General features: G+C 50.5%; 15 protein-coding genes and 2 other annotated features. Of the genes, 2 read left to right on the top strand and 13 right to left on the bottom strand.

Annotation, left to right across the window (positions count from 1 at the left end):
- Positions 1 to 125: 125 nt before the first annotated feature.
- From trpA to ku, 12 genes are all read right to left on the bottom strand, one after another.
- A complete protein-coding gene (trpA, locus tag AF331_RS04020) occupies positions 126 to 911 on the bottom strand; it encodes a tryptophan synthase subunit alpha (protein ID WP_053426865.1) in 786 nt (261 codons plus the stop codon).
- On the bottom strand, positions 904 to 2,103 hold the full coding sequence (trpB, locus tag AF331_RS04015; protein ID WP_053426864.1) for a tryptophan synthase subunit beta: 1,200 nt from the start codon (positions 2,101 to 2,103) through the stop codon (positions 904 to 906). Before trpB ends, trpA begins: the two co-directional genes overlap by 8 nt.
- A complete protein-coding gene (locus AF331_RS22130; protein WP_053426863.1) occupies positions 2,100 to 2,720 on the bottom strand; it encodes a phosphoribosylanthranilate isomerase in 621 nt (206 codons plus the stop codon). The genes trpB and AF331_RS22130 overlap by 4 nt, the downstream gene beginning before the upstream one ends.
- Positions 2,717 to 3,496, bottom strand: a complete 780-nt coding sequence (gene trpC / locus AF331_RS22125) for an indole-3-glycerol phosphate synthase TrpC (RefSeq protein ID WP_053426862.1) — start codon at positions 3,494 to 3,496, stop codon at positions 2,717 to 2,719. The genes AF331_RS22130 and trpC overlap by 4 nt, the downstream gene beginning before the upstream one ends.
- Positions 3,493 to 4,524, bottom strand: coding sequence for an anthranilate phosphoribosyltransferase (gene trpD, locus AF331_RS04000; RefSeq protein WP_053426861.1), 1,032 nt, complete (start codon positions 4,522 to 4,524; stop codon positions 3,493 to 3,495). The genes trpC and trpD overlap by 4 nt, the downstream gene beginning before the upstream one ends.
- Complete coding sequence (locus AF331_RS03995; protein WP_053426860.1) at positions 4,496 to 5,107, bottom strand: anthranilate synthase component II; 612 nt, start codon at positions 5,105 to 5,107, stop codon at positions 4,496 to 4,498. Before AF331_RS03995 ends, trpD begins: the two co-directional genes overlap by 29 nt.
- Complete coding sequence (gene trpE / locus AF331_RS03990) at positions 5,104 to 6,468, bottom strand: anthranilate synthase component I (protein ID WP_053426859.1); 1,365 nt, start codon at positions 6,466 to 6,468, stop codon at positions 5,104 to 5,106. Before trpE ends, AF331_RS03995 begins: the two co-directional genes overlap by 4 nt.
- A gap of 52 nt (positions 6,469 to 6,520) precedes the next feature.
- Positions 6,521 to 6,765 (bottom strand) — a binding site (T-box leader).
- A gap of 51 nt (positions 6,766 to 6,816) precedes the next feature.
- Positions 6,817 to 7,064 (bottom strand) — a binding site (T-box leader).
- Between the two features lie 78 nt (positions 7,065 to 7,142).
- Positions 7,143 to 8,621, bottom strand: a complete 1,479-nt coding sequence (locus tag AF331_RS03985) for an FAD-dependent oxidoreductase (RefSeq protein WP_053426858.1) — start codon at positions 8,619 to 8,621, stop codon at positions 7,143 to 7,145.
- Between the two features lie 80 nt (positions 8,622 to 8,701).
- Positions 8,702 to 10,141 (bottom strand): sodium/pantothenate symporter, encoded by a 1,440-nt coding sequence (panF, locus tag AF331_RS03980; RefSeq protein ID WP_053426857.1) that lies wholly within the window; start codon positions 10,139 to 10,141, stop codon positions 8,702 to 8,704.
- Positions 10,134 to 10,406, bottom strand: coding sequence for a YhdT family protein (locus AF331_RS03975; RefSeq protein WP_053426856.1), 273 nt, complete (start codon positions 10,404 to 10,406; stop codon positions 10,134 to 10,136). Before AF331_RS03975 ends, panF begins: the two co-directional genes overlap by 8 nt.
- A gap of 212 nt (positions 10,407 to 10,618) precedes the next feature.
- Positions 10,619 to 11,296 carry a phosphatase PAP2 family protein gene (locus AF331_RS03970; protein WP_053426855.1) on the bottom strand — a complete coding sequence of 226 codons (678 nt, stop codon included), beginning with the start codon at positions 11,294 to 11,296 and terminating at the stop codon, positions 10,619 to 10,621.
- 14 nt (positions 11,297 to 11,310) lie between these two features.
- Complete coding sequence (gene ku / locus AF331_RS03965; protein ID WP_053426854.1) at positions 11,311 to 12,138, bottom strand: non-homologous end joining protein Ku; 828 nt, start codon at positions 12,136 to 12,138, stop codon at positions 11,311 to 11,313.
- Between the two features lie 151 nt (positions 12,139 to 12,289).
- On the opposite strand from ku, the gene ligD reads away from it, so the two are divergent.
- Positions 12,290 to 14,116, top strand: coding sequence for a DNA ligase D (gene ligD, locus AF331_RS03960; protein WP_053426853.1), 1,827 nt, complete (start codon positions 12,290 to 12,292; stop codon positions 14,114 to 14,116).
- A gap of 55 nt (positions 14,117 to 14,171) precedes the next feature.
- Here ligD and dapF read toward each other — a convergent pair whose 3' ends face one another.
- Complete coding sequence (gene dapF / locus AF331_RS03955) at positions 14,172 to 15,161, bottom strand: diaminopimelate epimerase (RefSeq protein ID WP_053426852.1); 990 nt, start codon at positions 15,159 to 15,161, stop codon at positions 14,172 to 14,174.
- Positions 15,162 to 15,272: 111 nt separating this feature from the next.
- Here dapF and AF331_RS03950 point away from each other — a divergent pair, with 111 nt between their 5' ends.
- Positions 15,273 to 15,569, top strand: coding sequence for a hypothetical protein (locus AF331_RS03950; RefSeq protein WP_053426851.1), 297 nt, complete (start codon positions 15,273 to 15,275; stop codon positions 15,567 to 15,569).
- The last annotated feature ends 33 nt before the right edge of the window (positions 15,570 to 15,602 follow it).

Raw genomic sequence — 15,602 nt, 5'->3', positions numbered from 1 at the left:
TTCATCGATCGGAGTGTGATTTCCGCTCCTACTTATCACTCCACAAAAAATCCAAGCAGCTCCATCTTTAGGGACAAGACGGAGATTGCTTGGATTTCTGGAACTACGTTCAGGTTTACTTTTTCTTACGCACGTACTCCTTTGGATGCACCGATCAGGGACTTGATGGTTTCCTCATCCCCCGCTTGAAGGAGATCGATGATCCTGCTCCCAACCACCACTCCGTCACAGCTCTGCGACATGGTTTTCACATGCTCAGGGCTCGAGATCCCGAAGCCTGCGAGGACCGGGACAGGGCTGTGTTCCTTCAGTAGATTGAGGTGTCTGCTGATGACGTCATCGAATTCCTTCCGTGCCCCGGTGATTCCTTTGACCGTTACGGCATAAAGGAAGCCCTCCGATCTTCTTGCAAGCTCCTTGACGCGTTCTTCACTGCTTGTCAGGGTGGCCAGCTGGATAATGGCGATTCCATGCTCCACGGCATCCGCTTCAATCAGGTCAAGATGCTCGAGGGGGAGATCGGGGATGATGAGTCCGTCCACTCCCGCTTCCCGGCAATCATGGAAGAAGCGGGAGACACCATAGCGGAAAATCGGATTGATATACGTCATGAATACCAATGGGATCGTGACTTCATGACGATTTCCCTTCAGGACATCCAGTACGTCGGCGAGTGTCGTCCCGTGCTTCAAGGCCCGCTTACCAGCTTCCTGGATCGTTGGGCCATCGGCAACGGGATCTGAAAACGGGATCCCAAGCTCAATGGCTGTCGCCCCATGCGCCTCCAACCGTCGTAGCGTGGGGATAAGTTCATCAAGCCCTCCATCACCGGCCATGATATAGGGGATGAACACCTTATTTTCGAGCTCGAGTTCGGTTTTCAATGCCTTTTCCAAAAACTCCTTACCCATGTTGACTACCTCCCAGCATGTCTTGTACTTGATTCACATCTTTATCTCCACGGCCCGATAGGCAGATGACGATGGATTCTTCCGGCTTCATCCCCTTCGCAAGCTCCACAGCATAAGCAACGGCATGGGAGCTTTCCAGTGCCGGGATGATTCCTTCGGTCTTGCACAGAAGCTGAAATGCATCCAGTGCCTCACCGTCTGTCACCGCCGCATAGGTCACGCGTCCTTGATCTTTCAAAAAGCTATGTTCTGGACCGACCCCCGGGTAATCAAGTCCCGCTGAAACCGAATGGGCTTCTTGGATCTGGCCGCTATCATCTTGGAGCAGATACATCATGCTTCCGTGCAGGATCCCCACAGATCCCTTCGTCAGAGTGGCTGCATGCTTATCCGTTTCAACACCTGCCCCTGCAGCTTCCACCCCGTATAATGCAACATCGTCCCCGACAAACGGGTGGAACATGCCCATGGCATTGCTACCTCCGCCCACGCAGGCGACAATCGCATCGGGCAGCCTGTTTTCTTTCAGGAAGAACTGTCTCTTCGTTTCATTTCCGATGACGCTCTGGAAGTTCCTGACCATTTTCGGGAACGGGTGCGGTCCAAGGACAGACCCCATGATGTAATGGGTGTCATCCACATGGGAGACCCAGTAGCGAAGGGCTTCATTCACGGCATCCTTCAGGGTTGCGCTTCCCTGTTTCACCCCCACCACTTGGGCACCGAGTAGCTCCATCCTGAATACATTGAGCTTCTGCCTTCTGATATCTTCTTCCCCCATGAAAATGACGCATTCCAGATTCAGAAGGGCACATACCGTTGCCGTAGCCACGCCATGCTGGCCGGCACCTGTTTCTGCGACGACTTTCTTTTTTCCCATCCTGACGGCAAGGAGGGCCTGACCGATCGTATTATTGATTTTGTGGGCACCTGTATGATTCAGATCTTCTCGTTTCAGATAGATTTTCGCTCCACCGACTTTGTCTGATAGATTCCTGGCATGATAGAGGGGATTTTCCCGTCCCACATAGTCTTTCAGATAGAGCTGGAGTTCTTCCTGGAAGGATGGATCCACCATCGCTTCTTCGTAGGCGGATTCGAGTTCATTCACCGCCTTCATGAGCGTTTCAGGGACGAATTTCCCCCCATATGGTCCAAATAGTCCTCGTTGATCGGGCTGTGCATATATCATTGTATTCCCTCCAATTGTTTGACTGTTTTCATGAGCTCGAAGATTTTTTCCCGGTCTTTTCTTCCGTCCGTTTCTACTCCGCTCGATAAATCTACCATCTCCGGACGGACTTCCCGGATGGCTTCACCTATATTGGATACATTCAATCCTCCAGCAAGGATGATCCGATGCCCTGACCTCTCGATCCCCTTCAGGTAATCCCACTGGAATGTGGTCCCGTTGCCACCACGATGAGGTCCCTTTCCACTGTCTACAAGAACGGGGCCTTCAGGATAAAGCCCCACCCGTTTCACATCTGATTCCTCTTTGATCGAGACAGCTTTGATATACGGTATGGAAAGTGTGAGGCAAAATTCAGGTGTTTCATCTCCATGGAGCTGAACATAGTCAAGCCCCGCTTCTTCAAAGATGGATTCAAGGGTTTGCTTGGATTCATTGACGAAAACTCCGATTTTCATCACGTGGTCCTGCAGTTCAGAGCTGATGACCGCCGCTTCCGGTACCGAAATCCTCCTTTTGCTTTCCGCAAACACAAATCCGACAGCATCGGCTCCGGCTTCCACCGCCCATTGTGCTTCCTCTAGTGTTCTCACCCCGCATATCTTGACCTTTGTCATTCCGTCACCTTCTTTACCTGAAAGGAAGCAACAAGTCCGGCAGGATCCTCGCTGCGCATGAGGGTCTCTCCGATCAGAATGGCATCGGCTCCGTCTTCTGCCACCGTCTTGCAATCTTGAATCGTCTTGATCCCACTCTCGCTGATCAGCTTCACGTCCCTGCCTTTTACAAGAGAACTCAGCGCTCCCGTCTTATGGATGTCCACTTCGAATGTCTTAAGGTTTCGGTTGTTGATACCGATCACGCTTGCCCCGAGAGCCAGTGCCCTCCGCATTTCGCCTTCATCGTGTACTTCCACCAGTACTTCAAGACCCTTTCCCCTTGCATAATCATATAAATCTTTCATCCGTTCATCATCCAGGGCGGCAGCAATCAGAAGAATGATGGATGCTCCTGCATCTTCCGCTTGATCGATCTGAAGCTCATCGATCATGAAATCCTTGCACAGGACGGGTACCGAAACCTTCACGCTCACCTCGGCTAGATCATCATAGCTCCCTTTGAAGAATGATGCGTCGGTCAAGACCGATATGGCCGCAGCTCCTGCCTGTTCATAGCTCTTTGCCTGATCCACGGGGTCGACATCCATTCTGATATCCCCCTTTGACGGGGACGCCCGTTTGATCTCGGCGATGATATGGAGGTGCTCCTCCTGCAGGGAAGAACGGAATGGCTTCTTTTGGGAACCGAGATGGTGTCTCTTGAATCCTTCCGTCTTCAGCTTTGCGACTTCTTCCTTCTTCTTCTTGATGATCGTTTCCAATATGGTTGTCATGATGGGATGACCTTCTTTCTGCGATTTGCGCTATAGTGGATCATGGATTGGAGAGCATTCAAGGCGTTTCCGCTCCGGATGCTTTCCCTGGCAAGATGTACGCCCTCAGAGATGGTTCCTGCCTTGCCGCTAGCATAAAGCCCTATGCCTGAATTGAAGAGCACGGTGTCAAGATGTGCCCCTTCCCGCCCCTCCAGTACATTCATGAGAATGGCGGCATTTTCACCCGCACTTCCTCCGTTGATTTCCTCATTTCCATACGAGTTCAGACCCACATCCTCCGCTTTCAGGATCACGGATGAAATGCGATCATCCTCAAGAATGGTCAAATGGTTCTCTCCTGCGAGTGATGCTTCATCCATTTGACCTGCGCCGTTCAGGACAACGGCTCTTTTGCGACCGAGCTCCCTCAGCACTTCTGCCATCGTTTCAAGCTTATCTCTCCTGAAGACCCCGACCAGCTGCGTATCCAATTGCACGGGATTGGTCAGGGGACCGATGAGGTTGAAGATGGTGGGAATCTTCATCTCCCTCCTTACCTTCATGACTTTCTTCAGGCTTTTATGAACAAACGGTGCATATAAAAATGCGATATTGTTACGGTTCAGTAGCTCTTCAATCTCTTCTCCGTCGAAATCAAGGGCCACACCCAGTCCCTCCAGTACATCTGCACTTCCCGTTCGGCTGGTGATGCTCCGATTACCGTGCTTTGCGACCTTCACACCAGCTCCTGCCAATACGAATGCGCTGGTGGTGCTGATGTTGAAACTTTGTGACCGGTCCCCTCCTGTCCCGCAGTTATCCATGACTCCCTGCTCGAGTTTTCGGACGGGCATCGCCTGTTCCCTCAGGACTTCAACAAGGGCCGTGATTTCATCCACGGTTTCTCCTTTGATTCTCAACAGGGTCAAAAAGCAGGCAATCTCGCTTTCCGTTGTTCCTTCTTGAAGCATTTCCCTTACTGCTTCCCTCATCTCTTCTCTTCCTAGTGAATGACCGTCAGATAATTTGTTCAGTACGTGTTTCACGGTGATTCCCCTTTCTCATCTCGTCTATGAAGTGCTTCAATATGTCCTTTCCTGAAAGCGTCCCGATCGATTCGGGATGGAATTGCAGGCCGTAAAGCGGATAACCGCTATGCTTGATTGCCATGATTTCCCCATCATCCATGGCGACGGCCAGCGTTTCAAACTGAGGGGGAAGGGTTTCCCTTTTCACCACAAGCGAGTGGTACCTCATCACCTCCAGGGGCTGAGGCAGATAATGGAACAGGCCTCCCCCCGTATGGCGGATCATCGACGTCTTTCCGTGCTTGATGTCTCTGGCCCTTTCGATTTCTGCACCAAAGGCAGCTGCGATGGCCTGATGACCGAGGCAGACACCCAGTATCGGCAGACTAGCGTGAAGATTCTGGATAATGCTGATGCACAGACCCGCATCTTCCGGCCTTCCGGGTCCAGGGGAGAGAATGATGGCATCCGGTTCAAGCTCCCGGATCTCGTCGAGGCTAGTGCGGTCATTCCGTTTCACCATGACCTCCTCCCCAAGCTCAGTCAAGTATTGATACAGATTATAGGTAAATGAATCGTAATTATCGATCAACAGGATCATTCCGATACCTCCAACAGGGATTTGGCTTTATTCATCGTTTCCTCGAATTCACTGGCGGGATCTGAATCGAATACAATACCCGCCCCTGCCTGAACAAAGGCCATCTGATCCTTGACGACCATCGTCCTGATCGCCAGGGCAAAGTCAAGATCGCCTGTGAAACTCATGTAGCCGACCGCTCCGGAGTAGACGCCCCTTTTGACCGGTTCCAAATCGTTGATGATCTGCATGGCCCGGATCTTCGGTGCACCGCTCACCGTCCCCGCCGGCAAGCAGGCAGCCAGTGACTGAAGGGGGGATATCCCTTCCTTCAACCTACCTTTCACTTCTGAAACGATATGCATCACATATTTGTATCGTTCGACCAGCATGTATTTACTCAACCGGATTGTACCAGGGTCACAGATCCTCCCAAGATCGTTCCGGCCAAGATCGACGAGCATGCGATGTTCTGCAATCTCTTTCTCATCGCCCAGGAGCTCTGTTTCGAGCCTGCGGTCTTCCTCCACCGTATTCCCGCGCTTTCTCGTCCCCGCGATAGGATTGGTGGTCACCTCGGATCCCTTCACTCTGATCAGACTCTCAGGGGAAGCCCCTAACACCACATATTCTTCAAAATCTATGAAAAACATATAGGGCGAAGGATTGGATTTGCGGAGGCTCCTGTAAAAGGAAAATGCATCTCCGTTAAAATGCGCCTGGAGCCGCTGTGAAAGGACCACCTGGAAAACATCACCTTTCAAGATCGATTCTTTCGCCTTCTCCACCTTCAACATGAATTCCTCTTTGCTTAGTTGCGCCTGAAAAGAAAGCTTCTCGATTCTTTCTTTGCGGGGATCAAGATGAATCATCCGCATCTCGGATTCCACAGCCATTATCCGGTCATCAAGGTCTTCAGTTCTCTCTGAGCTGACGACGATGAATACCTTCTGCTCGACATGATCGAAGACGATGACCTTTTCATAAAACATCAGGTGGATATCCGGCATGTGCAATTGATCATGGGGTGTGATGCCGATCTGCTCCATCTGTCTGATCACATCGTAACCAAGATAACCGATCCCACCCCCCATGAATGGGAAGCGGCTTTCCCCTGATTCTCCCGTAGGAACAAGAGCATCGATGATGGAAATCGGATCGCCGGTCAAATGCCTTTTGCCCTCAGCATCTTCCACGGTCACTTCTTGGCCATTCACCGTGCACTCCATGAAAGGATCGCTGCCGACGAATGAATAGCGCCCTGTTTCTTCGTTTTTGAGTGAGCTTTCAAGCAGGAATTTCTTCTTCCCACTGATCGTTTGGAATAAGGAGATCGGGGTGAACATATCCCCGTTCAGTTCCTTTACTTTCATCTTTCTCATTCTGCTTCCTCCATTCTTTTCCACAAAAAAAATCCTCCATGAACAGTTGTTCATAGAGGACGATGCTGACCGCGTTGCCACCTCTGGTTGGGGACAAGTGTCCCCCTCTTATTCAGGTACGGGCTTGATCAGCCTATACCCTATCCCTGTAACGTGGGAAATCCGTATGATCCTACTGCACTGTTCAGACCATCTCTCATAAGTCCATTCCAGACAAGCTGACTTATCAGGGTCTCACCATCCCTGATTCTCTGTAAAGCCTTACTTGAATGTACTCCTCTTATTCAACGATGTAGTTATTTTAATTTTTTTGTACAAAAAAAGGGCATCTCGCATTCCTCTTCATTAGAAAAGGACGAGATACCCGTGGTGCCACCTTTGTTGACTGTAATTACAGCCCGCTTGACCGCATCGAAGCTCATGCTTGAATGCGTGTACCGGATAACGATCGGACATTCGCCAGAGCCTACCTCGGTCACCCGTTTCGGTCTGGGGGCTCGGAAGTCCATTCCCATCGTTCACCACGCTAGTTCACACCAACCACTAGCTCTCTTGAGTGGATCATCGAAGGTACTCCTCTTCGTCACAGCCATTCGCTCATTTGATTGATTATTATGATATGCTCTTTGGTTTTAAAAGTCAACCATTTCTTTCGATTTTTTTGTAAAAGGCCGTCACGGAAGCTTCAGACCTGTGATGGAACGGCATACATGATACGCACTCACTGACACACCAATTGTGCCCGCTCCCGGGAAAACCGAATCCCCACACACCCATAAGCCGTCTAGGGGGGTACGGTGGGAAATGCTGTGGAAGAGGGCGTTTTCCGTCGTCTGCGGATATCCCCCGACCATGCCGTCGGGTCGACCCGTGAATCGTTCCCATGCACGCGGGGCGCCGGGATATTGATCCACGATGGATTTGCTGAAACCTGAAAACGTCCCTTCGATGACCGAAAGCATCTTTTCATGCAGCTCCTGCTTATACGCATCGTACTTTTCTTTCGTCTCCCACCTAGACAGATCCGTGTGGGTCGAGACCGTCAAAGTTCTGAACCCGGATGGGGAGCGGAGGTGATCTCCCCGTTTTGAAAGGGATAAGAAGAGATGCTCCCCTTCGCTCATCCCATTTCCTGTACAAATCTGCTGAAACAGGGTCATGCCGTCAGGAATCTTCGCTTCATCCAGGACAAAGTAGACCGTCATCGTGCCCCATGATGTCAAATTCCTTTTGCGGTTCAAGACTCGCTTAATCGTGTTCCCGCTTTCTTCATCCAGCAATGGCGGGAGCGCTTCGATTGGCGCTGCAAAGATGATGTGGCTACCTTCATATCGGTTTCCGCGATGGTCTTCTACCTGCCAGCGATCTTGTTCTTTACTGATTTTCTCCACTTTTCTCCCGCGTTTCAGGAGAGCACCCGACATTTCAGCTGATTTTGCCAGTTCTTCTGCCATCCGGTACAGGCCGCCATCGACGTAGAAAGCACCTTGATGATACATATCAAGGGCGAGGCATCCAAGAAGGAATGAGCATTCTTCAGAAGTTGTCTGCATACTGTCGATCAGTTGACCATCAATGAATCTCTGAAAATCCCCATGCCGGTGCAGACCGAATGATGTCAGAACCCCACCCATAGTCCGATTGATGTAGGGGAGGAGAGCCAATGTACCGGGTTGAAGGCTCTTGACCAGGATTGCCCACTCCCCGGGAGTCTTTGGAGGAAGGGCCGGCAGGGGATCCATCAGCTGCCTGATCCGCGAGGCGATTTTATACACAAGTGCATAAAAGCGTTCCAGATCAGAGGCACACCCGGGAAACTGGTTTTTGAGTCGGGCTACATGTTTATCCCTATCACGGTGGAAGACGAGCTTCCGACCATGCAGGTGCACATACATCACCTCATCAAGAAGATGTGACTCAGGTGGATCCACCTGTAAATAGTTGAAGATCCTCTGATGAATCCCTTCCTCCTCTAAACCCATACCGAGGGTGGCACCGACCGGAAAAAGATGCTTGCCCCGCTGGAACTTCCCGGCGCATCCTCCCCATTCCCTTGAGCCTTCAAGCAGGGTGACGGCTTCACCTTTCTTGCTCAGGAGGGCAGCGGCCGTAAGTCCGCTGACCCCTCCACCCACGATGATGATCTCCTTCATGCTCCCACCTCTTCACGCCTGATCGGCTTCATTATCTTCACTCTACCCCACTTTCCGCCACCTATACAAAGAAGGATGGGCTAAGCCCATCCTTCTTTGTATTGATCTTTCGTAACCAGTGAAACGATGATGTATACCACCAGCGAAATCAGGATCGGAAATACCACGGTATTCACATCCATGAAGTTCGGAATGAAATGATAAAAAAGAACGTACGAAACCAGTCCCGTAACCATGGATGCAAGGGCCCCTTTTCCGTTCCCCCTTCTCCAATAGAGTCCGAGGACGATCGGCCAGATGAAAACAGCCTCCAATCCACCGAACGAAAATAGATTCAACCAGATGATCAGATCAGGTGGACTCAGGGAAAGGAAAAAGACAAGGACCCCCGTCAGGGCCGTCACCCATAAACTGACTCTCCTGATCTGCTTCTCTTGTGCATCCTTGTTGATGAAATTCATGTACACATCCTTCACGAGGGCAGACGAAACCATCAACAACAGGGCATCGACCGTCGACATGATGGCTGCCATCGGTGCCGCAAGGACAATGCCTGATACCCAAGGCGGCAGGACTTCAAGTGTCAGGGTCGGCATCACCTTATCAGCATCTTCAATTCCCGGCAGGACAGATCTTCCCAGTACTCCTGAAAGATGCATTCCGAGCATGACGATCCCGACAACGATCGTCCCGATGATGAGGGCACGATGCATGCTTCTGGAATCCTTGTATCCCATGGCCCTGACAGCGACTTGCGGTAGGCCTACGACTCCGACCCCAACGAGGATCCAGAAGGACGAAATGTATGCAGAGCTGAACTGGCGATCGGGTCCATTAGGCGTCACGAGGCCGGGATCGATGCGTTTCAAATCGTTCATGATCGCTTCCATGCCTCCACCAGCATGCACGATGGCAATCAACAGGATCAAGGTGCCGGCCATCATGACGAGACCCTGAATCGCATCGGTCACGGCAACGGCCCTGAAGCCTCCGACAATCACATACACCAGCACCGAAACGGCAAAGAAGACAAGTGCGGTACGGTAAGACAGTCCCGTCAGAGATTCAATCAGGCGCGCACCTCCAACCCATTGAGCAATCATCGCCGAAAACAGGAACACGATGATGCTGATGGAGGCAAAAATGGTGATCGACTTACTTCCGTAGCGGCCCTGAAGATAATCGATAAGAGTGACGGCGTTGTACTTCCTGGACATGATGGCAAATTTCTTCCCGAGCACCAAAAGGACAAAATACCCCGTCACGACCTGGCTCATGGCGAGCAGCACCCATGAGAGACCATATGTATAGGCAGCACCAGGTCCGCCGATGAATGTACTGGCACTTCCGTAAGTGGCCATCATGGACATGGCTAAAATGAAGCCTCCCATTTGGCGGCTTCCGAGAAAATATTCCTGAACAAAAGAATCGGCCTTGTTCACGCTTCTGGCCGTATACATCCCAACTGCAAAAATGATGATGAGGAATAGTATAAAGGGTATAAGAGCGATATTACTCACGATCTTCCTCCTCATCAAACGGTATATCCGTCAGCAGATATTTCACCACGAAGGCCACAAGCACTACCATCAGGATAAAACCGCCGATACAGCTGTATACGAACCAGGCAGGCATCCCGAAGATCCACGTATAATCGGAGACTGGCTGACCGCCAAGTCCGTAAGCGAATCCGTACCACCACAGGAAATTGATCAGGACCAGTGCAACCCCGATGAGGGCTTCCTGATTGGCAATGCGGAATCGTTTATCATCATGATGCTTCATGATCAATCCTCCTTAAACAACATCCTTATACAATTTACGACAGCTAGTGGATAAATGCAATCACATTGCCTTATGCAGGATCACCCACGAAAAGAAGAACAGGCCTATGCGGGACCTGTTCTTCCGGGGGGTATTCTCGTTTATCAGAGGGGGAACTCTTTAAATGAGAATGATTTTCAATATCATCATTATATGTCACCTTCGATAAGGTTTCAAGCTTTTTTTTCGTCTTTATTCCACCATTTGTAGCGCCTCGCCATATAGCTGTAGGCCAGGATGCTCACGATGAGCCATGCCCCTCCGGCGGTATATCCTCCGACGATATCGCTTGGATAGTGGACGCCAAGATAGACCCTGCTCGTCCCGATCACCAGGATGAGACCGACTGCGATAACAATGGAGATCCATTTATATAGATGTCGGTCGAATGCCCGGTAGAGCATGAATGCAATTGCTCCGTAAAAGATGAATGAGCCCATTGAATGGCCGCTCGGGAAGCTGTACCCCCCCTGCTCGATCAACACGTGGAAATCGGGACGATCCCGCTTGAACAGGGATTTCAGGAGCGAGTTGAAGGCCCCTCCGATTCCCACCGTGATCGCCATGAAGACAGCCAGCGGAACCTTCTTCAGGAAAAGAAGGATCACGATGCTTATGATGGTACCCATCGCAATCCCCATCACCCCGCCCAAAAAGGTGATGGACGTCATGATGGTCGTCAACTTGGGTGAAATGAATCCTTGTACAAAATCGATCACTGCCTTATCAAATGATTCGACTTCATTTTCCCTCAATTCATCGACGATGGAGATGAATCCCCATGTGAATAAGACGAGGAAGGCGACCCCAAGGATCAAGGCAGCCCACGTCTTTTTATCTCTTCCTTCCATGTTTCTCCCTCACTTCATGCTTTCGCTTTCTTTTTTGTCGTCTTTTTCTTTGGTTGTGATGTTGGCTGAGGCTTTGACGTATCGATGGATGCCTGAAGGGCAGCCATGAGATCCGTTACATTGTCCCGAGGAGCTCTTTCAGCCGGAGTGACGACTTCCTTACCTGTCTGCTTGCCTTCGATCAATGCCATTAACCGCTCCCGGTATTCATCTTTATAGTTCTCCGGGTTGAATTCCGCCGTCAACTGATCGATGAGCAGTGTCGCCGTTTCCAATTCTTTTGACGTAATATCATCCTCAGCTGGTACATTCGGGACATCGGATGAAGGTCGGACCTCATCCGGATAATGAATCGTTTCCATGACAAGGGTCTTATCATACACCCTGATGACACAGAGATGTTCCTTGGACCGCATGATGAATTTGGCAATGCCCACCTTTCCTGACTCGGATAACGCCTTTCGAAGGAGTGAATAGGCTTTCTTCCCTCCGTCTTCCGGAGATACATAATACGTACGGTCGTAAAAGATCGGATCAATCTCGTCCATCCGGATGAAATCCTGGATCGACACGGCACGCTCTTCGTTCCCTTCTTTCAGACCTCCAAGCTCCTCCTCCTCGAGTACAACAAATTTGCCTTTCGTCAGCTCGTAGCCTTTGACAATTTCCCCTTGACCAACCGACTTGTCACATACCGGGCACACCTTCTCATATTTGATCGGTGTATGGCACTCTTTATGAAGAGAGCGGAGCTTGATGTCACGGTCTTCTGTTGCAGAATGAAGCTTGATGGGGATGTTCACGAGGCCGAAGCTGATCGATCCCTTCCAGATTGTATGCATTTCAATACCCTCCTAAAGTCAAACTAATCCTATTTTCATTAGCTTTCTCCCCTTCCATTCGTTCATCCCCCTGAACTATTGGAAATGAGTAAACAGGGCATACTACCGGGGACGTTTAAACGAAGAGCCGAACAAGGAAGGATGATAGCTGATGAAGCCCATGCTGCCAACACTGACGACGGATCCACCGGAAGGGGATATGTGGCTCTCCGAAGTGAAGTATGACGGGTTCCGGGGAATCCTCCAGATTGAAACACGCGAAAGGATGAAGCTCATAAGCCGGAATGGGACCAACCTGTTGCCACAATTCCCTGAAATTGAAAAGTACATCAAAGAACTGATCGAGGACGGTAGGCTCCCGGTTCCCCTCATGCTCGACGGGGAGATCGTCCTTCTCCGAACGGCCCTGTCGTCGGAATTCAGAGCCCTCCAGGTAAGGGGCCGTATGAAGAATCAAAGGAGCATACACCGGACAAGTTCGATCAGACCTGCCGTTTTCCTATGCTTCGACCTGCTTCGCTCCGGATCAAAAGAAACAAAGGATCTTCCCTACGAAAAACGAAAGGAGATCCTTCTTGCGTTATTCTGTCGGGCAGGTCTTCCCACATCCCCTTCCCCCCACCATCGGGATCTCCTGCAAATGATCCCATGTACGCGGGATCACCACTTGCTTTTCAAAGAAGTGTACGATCAGGAGGGTGAGGGCCTTGTCTTCAAAAAGAAGTACGGAACCTGGGAAGAAGGCGTCCGAAGCAGCAACTGGCTCAAGGTGAAAAACTGGAAAACCTGTTCTTGCTTCATCACAGGTTGGGAATCCCGCAACGATTATTTTTATGTAGGCGTTTATAGAGGGGACGAGATCATCTCCCTTGGAGCCTTCCACTTCGGTTTGAGCCCAGGGGAAAAGAGGTCCCTCAAACAGATTATCCAGGAGAATCATACCGGTAAAGACGGCACATTCTTTTCCATCTCGCCTGCCATCACCGTAGAACTTCATTATCTTGAACGATACGATGATGGGCTTCGCGAGCCGCATTTCAGTCGGTTCCTCTTTTCCGAAGCACCCCAAACCTGTTCCGAGGAGCGCTTCAGGGTCGATGAACTGAGTCTTCCAGGGAGCGTATCCGTCACCCACCCTGAAAAACCGATTTTCGAAGGCATATCAAAGCTTGAATACCTGCATTATTTGCGAAAGGTATCAGGCGCCATCCTTCCATTTATACGTGGACGGGCCCTCACCTGCATCCGTTATCCCCACGGCATCTTCGGGGAATCTTTTTTCCAAAAGAACACGCCAGAACATGCACCGGATTTTGTGGAAACCGTCAGGGAGGATTCCATCGATTATACTCTATGCCATACGATCGATACGTTGATGTGGCTTGGGAATCAACTGGCCCTCGAGCTACACGTCCCTTTTCAGCTCCAGGGAAGGGAGGATGTGTTCGAAGTCGCCTTCGATCTTGACCCGCCTGATCGGTCGGCATTCCCCCTTGCCGTCAAGGCTGCCCTGATTCTGAAAGATATCCTCGATCGCCTCCACCTGCGGAGCTTCGTCAAAACTTCAGGGAATAAAGGGCTCCAGCTCCATATCCCGATCCCAAGGGGATATACTTGGGATGATACCCGGCTCTTCACCGAATTCATCGCCCGCTACCTCGTTTCAACCCACCCTGAAGAGTTCACGGTGGAACGATTGAAAAAAGAACGAAAAGGACGACTTTATATCGACTATGTCCAACATGGACCAGGCAAGACGCTTGTAGCCCCCTATTCGGTCAGGGGGAATAATGAAGGTCTCGTTTCAACCCCGCTCCTTTGGGAGGAAGTGGATCTTGACCTTGACCCCTCCCGTTTCACGATGGAAGCCGTCGTGAATCGCTTCAGGGAGATCGGCTGTCCGTTTTTCGACTACTACAAGGCGGGGGAACAACAACCTTTCAAAGAAGTGATGACCTTTTTACAATCAAATGGATGATCCAAAAAAAAACGGCAGCCGCTCATGTTTCGAACGGCTGCCGGTTTTTATCTGATTAAAGGAAAACCTTTTCTTTCACAAGTGACGCGGCATGCTCCTCCAACTGACGATACGCAACATGCTCATCAAGCTCCTTCTTCGCTTCCCAATCATAGCGGTTCGGGAACGCAGGATCCCACTGTATGGTCGCTTGGTACACATATGTAGCATTTCCGATCAGCTCCATGAAATACGAGCCATCGGTGCGTTCATTGACGACGACCCTTACTTTGCCACCGGGATTATATACGTCCACCGCAACTCCTTTTTCGTTATATCCGAGAAGGCATGTAACGAGGGTGGAAGCGGACATCGCAGTGCCACATGCATTGGTGAATCCAACGCCCCGCTCATAGGTCCTGACAAAGATTGCCCCCTTATCCATGATGGTCACATAGCTTACATTCACTCCATCCGGGCAGATCGGATTCGATCCGTTAAGGTATTCCGATATGTTCTTTTGTTCATCTCCCGAGAGCACATCCCGGTCGACCACGGCAATCAAATGGGGGTTGGGGACGGCCAGTGCAGTGAAAGCCCTCTCAGTCGGAAGACCTTCCACTTTTTCGTCAATCAGCTTCTCCCCGTGCCCATTCATCGGAAGGGACGATAAATCAAAAAGGACCGGGGAAATCTCGACATTGTACGTGGGGATCCCATCATAAAGGTCTTCCTCTTTGGATACGTGGAGATCTGCTTTCAACGTTTCCACCATGATGTCGTCCTTCCCGATCTTTTCACACACATAACGGCCGACACAGCGTAGGCCATTCCCACACATCGATGCTTCAGATCCATCGGAATTGAAGACTCTCATCATGGCGTCACATCTGTCGCTTTCAAGGACAAATAAGATCCCATCCGCTCCCGGGCCTGTTTCACGGTTGCAAAGGGTGAGGGTCAAAGCCCTTCGATCCTCATCGGTAAAATCGTAAGCCTTCCCGACTTCATCCAACAATAGAAAATCATTTCCAGATCCATGACACTTCGTTACGTCAATTTTCACTCTTTTCCGCCTCCAGTTGTGCAATCCATAAAATCATAATAGTACTAGATTGCCATAAACGTGCCCGATGTGCAATCATAGATAAAAGCCGATCTGATAGGAGGAATGGGCATGAAGGAGGAGTACAGCTTCCGCTTTCAGGTGCAAAAAGTGGACGAGGCGCTTGATGGGAACGAATCCAGGCACGTCCATGTGTTGGCAAAGGTTTTCAATCAAGAAAAAGAGCTGGTACATGAAGGCCGGTACCGCGTGAAGTTCAACGACATCGGAGTTTTCCCTTTCCCTGCCGATATCGCCGGCCAGGTTCAGACAAAATCCCTTCAAAGACTCCTCATGGTAGAGCTGAAACGGTATATTAAACCTCAAAGAAGATTCCTGACTCCTGGAGAGTATAAACCGGTTTGGTGACTATGTTGGCTACTATCTTATTCGGCCATCGAT

It is taken from the genome of Rossellomorea marisflavi (genome assembly GCF_001274775.1).
GTDB lineage: Bacteria > Bacillota > Bacilli > Bacillales > Bacillaceae_B > Rossellomorea > Rossellomorea marisflavi.
This window is presented reverse-complemented; position numbering and strand designations above follow the sequence as displayed.